This is a genomic window from Streptomyces sp. 8K308 (assembly GCF_004348315.1).
Taxonomy (GTDB): Bacteria; Actinomycetota; Actinomycetes; order Streptomycetales; family Streptomycetaceae; genus Streptomyces.
The window spans coordinates 1-9,211 of the sequence record NZ_SMKC01000285.1 but is presented as its reverse complement, the minus strand read 5'-3'; the positions used below and the strand labels follow the sequence as shown (position 1 = coordinate 9,211).

At 76.4% G+C, this 9,211-nt stretch carries 8 protein-coding genes; 3 read left to right on the top strand and 5 right to left on the bottom strand.

Features of this window, described 5'->3' with window-relative positions; genetic code table 11:
* Nucleotides 1-95 precede the first annotated feature (95 nt).
* Nucleotides 96-935, top strand: coding sequence for an SURF1 family protein (locus E1265_RS28305; protein WP_132933837.1), 840 nt, complete (start codon nucleotides 96-98; stop codon nucleotides 933-935).
* Here the strand turns inward: E1265_RS28305 and E1265_RS28300 are convergent.
* The 5 genes from E1265_RS28300 to E1265_RS28280 all read right to left on the bottom strand — a co-directional run bounded on the left by E1265_RS28300 (nucleotide 874) and on the right by E1265_RS28280 (nucleotide 7,286).
* A complete protein-coding gene (locus E1265_RS28300) occupies nucleotides 874-2,691 on the bottom strand; it encodes a prolyl oligopeptidase family serine peptidase (protein ID WP_132933836.1) in 1,818 nt (605 codons plus the stop codon). The two genes, E1265_RS28305 and E1265_RS28300, sit on opposite strands and share 62 nt — an antisense overlap.
* A 74-nt stretch (nucleotides 2,692-2,765) precedes the next feature.
* Nucleotides 2,766-3,236 carry a RidA family protein gene (locus tag E1265_RS28295; protein ID WP_132933835.1) on the bottom strand — a complete coding sequence of 157 codons (471 nt, stop codon included), beginning with the start codon at nucleotides 3,234-3,236 and terminating at the stop codon, nucleotides 2,766-2,768.
* A complete protein-coding gene (locus tag E1265_RS28290; RefSeq protein WP_132933834.1) occupies nucleotides 3,233-3,397 on the bottom strand; it encodes a DUF4177 domain-containing protein in 165 nt (54 codons plus the stop codon). The genes E1265_RS28295 and E1265_RS28290 overlap by 4 nt, the downstream gene beginning before the upstream one ends.
* 5 nt (nucleotides 3,398-3,402) lie before the next feature.
* A complete protein-coding gene (locus E1265_RS28285; protein ID WP_132933833.1) occupies nucleotides 3,403-6,783 on the bottom strand; it encodes a BTAD domain-containing putative transcriptional regulator in 3,381 nt (1,126 codons plus the stop codon).
* Between the two features lie 77 nt (nucleotides 6,784-6,860).
* Nucleotides 6,861-7,286, bottom strand: coding sequence for a PPOX class F420-dependent oxidoreductase (locus E1265_RS28280; RefSeq protein WP_132933832.1), 426 nt, complete (start codon nucleotides 7,284-7,286; stop codon nucleotides 6,861-6,863).
* 153 nt (nucleotides 7,287-7,439) lie between these two features.
* Here E1265_RS28280 and E1265_RS28275 point away from each other — a divergent pair, with 153 nt between their 5' ends.
* The gene (locus E1265_RS28275) at nucleotides 7,440-8,327 is read left to right on the top strand and encodes an NAD(P)-binding domain-containing protein (RefSeq protein WP_132933831.1); all 888 of its coding nucleotides are present in this window, start codon (nucleotides 7,440-7,442) and stop codon (nucleotides 8,325-8,327) included.
* Nucleotides 8,328-8,337: 10 nt separating this feature from the next.
* Nucleotides 8,338-9,211: ArsA-related P-loop ATPase (locus E1265_RS28270; RefSeq protein WP_132933830.1), on the top strand; the 874-nt coding region annotated here is incomplete at its 3' end.

Here is a 9,211-nt window from a genome sequence, read left to right as displayed (position 1 = left end):
GACCCAGTACCCCCGACCCAGTACCCCCGACCGAATAGCCCCGACCGAATAGCCCCGACCGAATAGTCCCGGGCGCCCGGAAGTACCGTTGGGGCGTGTACCGGTTCCTGCTCACGCCGCGCTGGTTGGCGATCAACGTCTTCGTACTGCTGGCGATCCCCGTGTGCCTGGTCGCCGGCCTGTGGCAGCTCGGCCGCTTCGAGGACCAGGCCGCCAACCACCGGGAGCAGCAGGAACGCGCCGAGCGCGGCCCGGGCGAGGCCGTGCCGCTCGGTGAGCTGCTGCCGTTGACCACCGAGACGGTCGGCGAGCAGGCCGAGGTGCGCGGCAGCTACGACGTCGACAACCAACTCCTCGTGCCCAATCGGCTGGTGGACGGCGAGCGCGGCTTCTACGTGCTGACCGTGCTGCGGCCGGCCGACGGCGGCGCCGCCGTGCCCGTGGTGCGCGGTTGGCTGCCGGGCGACGCCGACCCCGCCGCCGCGCCGGCGCCGCCGACCGGCGAGGTGACCGTGGTCGGCGCCGTGCAGGCCGGCGAGTCGCCGAGCGAGGTGGACGGGCCGACCGACGGGCTGCCGACCGGGCAGCTCGGCGTGATCAGCGCCGCCTCGCTGATCAACCTGCTGCCGTACGAGGTCGGCGACCCCTGGATCACCGTCACGGACGCCGCCGCGCCCATGTCGCCGGTGCCGGCCGTCGCGCCGAGCGGCACCGGCCTCGACATGGACGCGTTCCAGAACCTGGGCTACACCGCCGAGTGGTTCGTCTTCGCCGCCTTCGTCGTCTTCATGTGGTTCCGACTCGTGCGGCGCGAGGTGGAGACCAGGCGCGACGCCGAACTCGGACTGGTCGAGCCCGAGGCCGTGCCCGGGGTCATCCGCGAGCAGCCGGCAGGTGTTCCCGCGCGTACCGGATCTCCTGCGCCACCTGCTTGATCCGCTCCTCGACCACCAGCGAGCCGTGCCCGGCGTCGTACCGGTAGACCTCGTGGGTCGCGCCGCGCGCCGCGAGCCGCTCCACGTAGTTCTCGATCTGCTGGATCGGGCAGCGCGGGTCGTTGACGCCCGCCGAGATGTAGACGGGCGCCCGGACGTCGTCGACGTACGTGATCGGCGACGAGGTTGCCCAGCGCTCCGGCTGCTCCTCGGGGGTGCCGCCGAGCAGCGTGCGGTCCATCGCCTTCAGCGCCTCCATCTCGTCGTGGTAGGCGGTGACGTAGTCCGCGACCGGCACGGCCGCCACGCCCACCGTCCACGCCTCGGGCTGGGTGCCGAGGCCGAGCAGCGTCAGGTAGCCGCCCCAGGAGCCGCCGGTGAGCACCAGGCGCTCCGGGTCGGCGAGACCCTCGGCCACGCACCACTCGCGGACGGCGGCGATGTCCTCCAGTTCGATGAGACCGACCCGGTGCCGGAGCGCGTCGGTCCATTCCCGGCCGTAGCCCGTCGAGCCGCGGTAGTTGACGCGGACGACCGCGAAGCCGTGGTCCAGCCAGGCGGCAGGGCCGGCGGCGAAGGAGTCGCTGTCGTGCCAGGTCGGGCCCCCGTGGATGTCGAACACGGTGGGGTAGGGCGCCTCGCCGGTGGCGGGGCGCTGGATCAGCGCGTGCACCGTGCCGCCCGGGCCCTCGACCCAGGCGTCGGTGACGGGCAGCGAGGCGGGCGGCCGCATCCCGGGCGGCTCGAGCACGGTGACGCCGCTGGTGGAGCGGATCCGCGGCGGCTCGGCGGCCGATGACCACAGGTACTCGGTCGAGCCGTCGGGGCGGGCGGTCGCGCCCGAGATGGTGCCGGCCGGGGTGTCGACGCGCCGCTTCGCGGCCCGCGCCAGGTCGTAGGCCCACAGCTCGGAGCGCGCCTGGTGGCTGTGCTCGACCAGCAGCGCGCTGGCGTCCGGGTACCACTGGGCGTCGACGTCGCCCGGCAGGTCGAGCTCCGGCTCGGTGAACTCGCCGGTCAGCGGGTTCCAGATGGCCGGCTCCCAACGCCCGCGCCGCTGGTGGCCGATGAGCAGCCGGGGGTCGCCGTCGACGGGCGCGAAGCCGAGGACGGTCAGGCCGAGCTCCCGCGTGCCGCCCTCGGTGTCGTCGAGCTCGGCGACCCGCGTGCCGTCGAGGCGGACCACGCGGATCGCGGAGTGCATCGCGTCGCCGTGCTCGGTGTGCTCGATGGCGAGCAGCGTGCCGTCGTGCGAGAGGTCGCCGACGCCGCCGGACTGGCGGTGCTGGTAGATCTCCACGGGCTCGGCGCCCTCCGGCGCGTCGGGCCTGGCGACGTGGATGGTGGTGCCGACCTCCTCGGTCATCCGGCCGACGACGACGGTGCCGTCCCGGCCGAGGGCGAGGCCGGCCGAGTAGCCGGGGTCGAGCCCGGGGACGGCCGGCTCGTCGGGGCCGCCGCCGAACGGCTGCCGCTGCCAGACGCCGAACTCGTCCCCGTCGGTGTCGGCGAACCACCAGATCCAGGCGCCGTCCGGGGTGAGCGTGCCGTGCGCCGTGCCGTTGGGACGGTCGGTGGCCTGGCGCTGCTTCCCGCTGTCGCGGTCCCAGGCGTACAGCTCGAAGGTGCCGGTGGCGTTGGAGACGAAGAGCGACCGCGCGGGCGCCTCGTGGGCCCACTGCGGCAGGCTCACGCGGGGCGCGCGGAATCGCTTCTCCCAGTCGGGCGTCTCGTCGGGCTTCACGTCGTCGGTCATGGCTCAGTTCTACCTGAACCCCGCCGCGAAGGGCCCGGGCGTTTTCCCGCCCCGGACCTCCCCGTCCCGGACGCTCAGGCCTCCGGTACCAGCTCCACCTGGATCTCGACCTCGACGGGCGCGTCGAGCGGCAGCACCGCCACGCCCACCGCGCTGCGCGCGTGCTGGCCGCGCTCGCCGAAGACCTCGCCGAGCAGCTCGCTCGCGCCGTTGACCACCTGCGGCTGGCCCGTGAAGTCGGGCGCCGAGGCGACGAAGCCGAGCACCTTGACGACGCGGGCCACCCGGTCGAGGTCGCCGACCACGGACTTCACGGCGGCCAGCGCGTTGAGCGCGCACACGCCCGCCAGCTCCTTGGCCCGCTCCGGGTCGACCTCGGCGCCGACCTTGCCGGCGGCCGGCAGCGCGCCGTTCACCAGCGGCACCTGTCCCGAGGTGTAGACGTAGGGGCCGGTCCGCACGGCCGGCACGTACGCGGCCACCGGCGGCACGAGCGGCGGCAGCTCGAGGCCGAGCTCCGCCAGTCGCCGCTCGACGGCGCTCACGCCTCGCCGCCCTTGGGGCGCTTGAGGTACGCGACCAGCTGCTCAGGGTTGGGGCCGGGGACGACCTGCACCAACTCCCAGCCGTCCTCGCCCCAGTTGTCGAGGATCTGCTTGGTCGCGTGCACCAGCAGCGGCACGGTGACGTATTCCCACTTAGTCATGCGGCTCACTCTAGGCCCTGGCCAGGCGACAGGACCCAGCCAGCCGCCACGGGCGTCACGTCCGGCACGTCACCCACCTCGGTCGCGGTGAACGCCGCCCGGAACGCCGCGTCGAAGGCGTCGGCGCCCAGCGCGGCGCGGGCCGTGGCCGTGGCGCGGTCGACGTCCCCGCGCTCGGCCGGCGTGAGGGGCGTGCGCACGGACTCGCGCGCCGCGGCGGCCGCGCCGAGCAACGCCGCCGCCCGGCGCGGTTCACCGGCCGCCGCGGCGACCCCGGCCAGGCCCTCCCACACCAGCGCCACGGCCCGGGGATCGCCGAGCCGCCGGGCCTCGGCGAGGCCGGCCAGGTGGCGCTCCCACGCCGTCGCGTGGTCGCCGCGCAGCTCGGCCACGAAGCCGAGCTCGGCGAGGACCAGGGCGAGCGCCGGGCCGTAGTCCGCCGCCCGGTACCAGTCGAGCAGGCCGGTGAGCAGCTCCTCGGCGACGGCCAACTCGCCGGCCCGGCGGGCGCCGAGCGCCAGGCCGAGCTCGGCGGCGGCCCGGCCCTGCCGAAAGCCGAGCTCGGTGGCGAGCGCCAGGGCCCGGCCGTGGTGCGCCTCGGCGCCGGCCAGGTCACCGGTGAGCAGGGCGATCCGGCCGAGCCCGGTGAGCCGGTGCACGGCCGCCGTCCAGAGACCCGACGCCTCGGCCGCACGCAGCCCCTCGGCGTGCAGCGCGGCGGCCCCGGCGTGGTCCCCGGCGATCTCGGCCAGCGTGGCGAGCGGGAACACGGTGCCTGAGCGGCCGAGGTCGTCCCCGAGTTCGCGGAAGGCCGCGTCCGCCCACTCCGCGTGGCGCCGGGCGGCGGCCAGGTCGCCGTGGGCCAGGGCGTGCCGGGCCAGCACCCCGCGCGCCGCGGCCTCGCCCCACCGGTCGCCGAGCGCCGCGAAGTCGGCGGCGGCCAGGCCGGCCAGCCGCTCGCCGTCGGCCACGGCCGCGGTCCCCAACCGGGCGTGGGCCAGGAACCAGCGGGCCGTGGCGAGGTCCGCGCGGGTGCCCGCGTCGGCCAGGGTCCGCAGCGTCGCCTCGATCGTGGGCGCGGCCGGGTCCCGTGGCTCGCCCTGGAGCAGCGCGATGCCGTGCGCCCAGGCCCGGGCCAGGGCGGCCGGCGCCGCGTCCGCCGACCCGGCGCCGGCGGCGGCCCTGGCGAGCGCCCGGCGGGCCTCGCCGAGGCGGCCGCGCACCACCCAGTACCAGGCGAGCGCGTTCACCAGACGCAGCGCCTCGCCTGCGGCGGCCAGGTCGATCGCCCGCCGCAGGTTGCCGGCCTCCGCGTCGAGCACGGCCAGCCACCGACCCTGTTCCCGGCCGCGCAGCGCGGGCGCCGCCCGCTCGGCGAGCTCGCGGTGGTGGCGGACGTAGCGGCGGCGGGTCGCCGGCTCCTCGCCGGCCGCGCGCAGCCGTTCCGCGCCGTACTCGCGGACGGACTCGAGCAGCCGGTAGCGCGCCCCTTCGGGGCGGTCGTCGAGCACCACGAGGGACCGGTCCACGAGCCGGGCCAACAGGTCGAGCACGGCGGCCGGTCGCACGCCGTCCCCGCCGCAGACCTCGGCGGCCGCCTCCGTGGTCGCGCCGTCCGCCACCACCGAGAGCCGGCGCAGCACCGCGCGTTCGGCCTCGCCAAGCGGCTCCCAGCTCCAGTCGAGCACCGCGCGCAGGGTGCGCTGCCTGGGCGGGGCGCCCCGGTAGCCGCCGGTCAGCACCGCGAACCGGTCGTCGAGCCTGGCCACCAGGCCGTGCAGGCCCAGGGTGCGGGCCCGGGCCGCGGCCAGCTCGAGGGCGAGCGGCAGCCCGTCGAGGCGGCGGCAGATGACCGCGACGGCGTGGGCCGCCTCCGGGGCGAGCCGGCCGTCGCCGAGGCCGGGGGTGCCGGCCGCCCTGGCGAGGAAGAGCCGGGCCGCGCTCGACGCCTCGACGGCCGCCGGCCAGTCGGCGGCCTCGGCGGGCGGCGGCGCCAGGGGCTCGACGCGCCACAGCCGTTCGCCGGCGACGGCCAGCGGCTCGCGGCTGGTGGCCAGGACCGTGAGCCCCGGTACGGCGCGCAGCAGCGCGTCGGCCAGGGCGGCGGCGTCGGCCGTCAGGTGCTCGCAGTTGTCCAGCACCAGCAGCAGGCGCCGGTCGCGCAGCGCGGCGGCGAGACGCTCGAGGCCGAGGTCCGCGCCGGGACCCTCGGCGTCGCGGATGCCCAGCGCGGCGAGCACCGTCTCGGCCAGCGCGCACAGCGCCTCGTCGCCGTGGTCGGCCGGCTCCGCGCCGGCCAGCTCGACCAGCCAGACGCCGTCGGGGAAGGCGTCCCGGAGGCCGCCGGCCACCTCAAGGGCGAGCCGCGACTTGCCGACCCCGCCGGGGCCGAGCAGCGTGACCAGGCGGTCGCCGCCGGCGGCGAGCAGCGTCGAGAGGCTCGCCACGTCGTCCGCCCGGCCGATCAACGAGGCGATGGCGGCGGGCAGTCCGGCCGGCCGCCCGGCTGGGGTGCTGGCCGGCGGGTCGGCGACACGCGCGGCCGGCGCGTGGTGCTCGGCCGGCGCGTGGTGCTCGGCCGGCGCGCGGTGTCGGGCCGGACCGCGGTGCTCGGCCGGCGCGGAGCGCTCCCCGTGGCCGCGCAGGATCTCCCGCTGGAGCGCGGCGAGTTCAGGGCCCGGTTCGAGACCGAGCTCGGTGGCGAGCGCGCGGCGCAGCTCCGCGTAGCCGGCCAGCGCCTCGCCCTGCCGGCCGGCGCGGTGCAGGGCCCGCAGGTGCAGCGCGCGCAGCCGCTCGCGCAGCGGGTGCCGCGCCACCAGCTCGGCCAACTCGGCGGCCAGCGCTAGGTGTTCGCCCAGCTCCAGGCGCGCCTCGGCCAACTCCTCCTGGGCGGCGACGCGCTGCTCGGTCAGCCGGTCGACCGCGGCGCGCGCGAAGGGCTCGTCCGCGAACTCGGCGAAGGCCTCGCCCCGCCACAACCCCAGGGCCTCGGTGAGCAGTTCGGCCCGCTCCCGATGGCTGGGCGCGCCGCGCGCCGCGGCGGTGAGCCCGGCGAACCGGCCGGCGTCGGTGTGGTGGTTCGGGTCGAGGTCGAGCGCGTAGCCGGCGGGGCCGAACGTCAGCAGCCGGCGGGCGCCGGGCTCGGCGCGGTCCAGCGCCTGGCGCAGCCGGGAGACCCTGCCCTGGAGCGCGTTGGCGGGGTGGCGCGGCGGCCGGGCGCCCCACAGGCACTCCACGAGACGGTCGGGGGAGACCGGCTGCCCCGGCCGCACAAGCAGCCGGGCGAGCACGGTGCGCGCCTTCGGCTCGGGGAGCCGCGCCGGCGTGCCGTCCGGCGCCCAGAGCGCCAGCGGGCCGAGGACCCCGAACCGGACCCCGAATCGCATCCCGCCACGATAACGCCGGGTCCTGGAACGCCGGGTCCTGGAACGCCGGGTCCCGGAACGCCGGGCCCCCTGGCGCCCTACGGGCGCGCCGGCGCCCAGGGGCCGACGCCGCCGACGCGCTCGACCCGGTACCGCACGACGTAGCCCGGCGCCCTGGGGGCCGGGAACTCGGCGTCCGGGGCCATGTACACCTTGGCCAACCGGTCAAGCAGGTCCCACGCGTCGTCGCGCGGCTCGACCGTGGCGCGCGCCCGCAGCACGGCGTACTCGTTGAGGAAGATCCCGGGCACGCGCGGCGCGTCGAAGGACAGCACGACCCGCGGATCGCGCTCGATGTTGCGCAGCTTCGCGTACCACCCCAGGTGGGCGCTGACCACGTCGTCGCCGTCGAGCCCGATCCAGACGACGGTCACCTGCGGGCTGCCGTCGGCGTTGATGGTGGTCAGGTGCGCCATGGGGCCCGAGGCGATCAGCTCGCGCAACTCCGGTGACAGGGCGGTCATGTGGTTTCCCTTCGTTCTCCCCTTAGTACGAAGTTCATCGTACAACCGTCCTTGGGTGACGGCGTCCCGACAGCGTTCCGACAGCGTCTGGACAGCCGGGCTCCGCATCGTTGGCCGCGCAACCGACCACCCACCACGGAAGGAGCGCGTGCCATGAGCGGCGCGACCCCCGCCCCCACGCCCGTCACGGTCATCGGCCTCGGCAACCTGGGCCGGGCGCTGGCCGAGGCGTTGATCGAACGCGGCCACCCCACCACCGTCTGGAACCGCACCCCCGCCCGGGCCGACGCCCTGGTGGCCCGTGGCGCGCGCCGCGCCGGGACGGTCACCGAGGCCGTCGCGGCCAGCCCACTGGTCGTCGTCTGCGTACTGGACTACGAGGCGGCCACGGCCGTGCTCGCCCCGGCGGCCGGCGCGCTCGCCGACCGGACGCTCGTCAACATCACCTCCGGAACCCCCGAGCCGGTAAGGGAGTTGGCCGCCTGGGCCACCGAGCACGGCGCCCACTATCTCGACGGCGCCGTCTACGCCGTGCCCCAGACCATCGGCACCCCGGAGGCGTTCGTCCTCTACAGCGGCTCGCGCGAGGCCTTCGACGCCACCCGCGAGACGCTGGACCCCGCCCTGGGCGCCGGCCACTTCGCCGGCACGGACCCGACGCTCGCCTCCGTCCAGGACATGGCCGTGCTGAGCGCCATGTACGGCATGTTCGGCGGCTTCTTCCACGGCGTCGCCCTCGCCAGGACCGCCGGGCTCGGCGCCGCCGAGATCGCCGAGCCGATGACGCGCTGGCTCACCGCCGCCGTCGCCACGCTCCCCGAGTTCGCCCGCGAGATCGACACGGCCGACTACGACGCGACCGAGACCTCCACCATCGACATCAACCGCGCCGGCCTGTCCGCCATCCTCACCGCCGGCCGGCCGCGTGGCGTCGACGACCGGCTGCTCGCCCCGCTGCTCGACCTCTTCGAGCGGCAGGCCGCCGAGGGGCACGGCACCGCGAGCCTCTCCCGCGCCATCGAGTCGGTCGGCGTCGCTTAGGCTCGCCAACGTGACTTCGGCGCGCAGACTGCATGTGGTCAGCGGCAAGGGCGGCACCGGCAAGACGACCGTCGCCGCCGCCCTCGCGCTCGCCCTGGCCGAGGAGGGGCGGCGGACGCTGCTCGTCGAGGTCGAGGGCAGGCAGGGCATCGCCCAGCTCTTCGAGACCGAGGCGCTGCCCTACGAAGAGCGGCGGATCGCCATCGGCCCCGGCGGCGGTGAGGTGTTCGCGCTGGCCATCGACGCGGAGCGGGCGCTGCTCGACTACCTCCAGATGTTCTACAAGCTCGGCGGCGCCGGCCGCGCGCTACGCCGGATCGGCGCGATCGACTTCGTGACGACCGTGGCGCCCGGGCTGCGGGACGTGCTGCTCACCGGCAAGGCCTGCGAGGCGGTGCGGCGCCGCGGCCCGGACGGCGGCTGGGCGTACGACGCCGTCGTGATGGACGCGCCGCCGACCGGGCGTGTCACCCGCTTCCTCGCCGTCAACGACGAGGTCGCGGGGCTCGCCAGGACCGGGCCCATCCACCACCAGGCGCAGGCCGTGATGCGGGTGCTGAAGTCGGCCGAGACCGCGGTGCACCTGGTGACGCTGCTCGAGGAGATGCCGGTGCAGGAGACGGCCGACGGGGTCGCCGAACTCCGCGCGGCCGACCTGCCGGTGGGCTCCGCCGTGGTCAACATGGTCCGCGCCTCCGTCGAGGGCGCCGACGCCACCCCCGCCCTCCCCGAACCGGCGAACCTCACCGCGACGTTGACCAGGGTCGGCCTGAAGGACGCGACCGCGCTGACCGCCCCGCTCCTCACCCAGGGCCGCGAACACGCCACCCGGCTCTCCCTCGAAGCGGCCCAACGCGCCGAACTCGCCCGCCTCGACCTCCCCG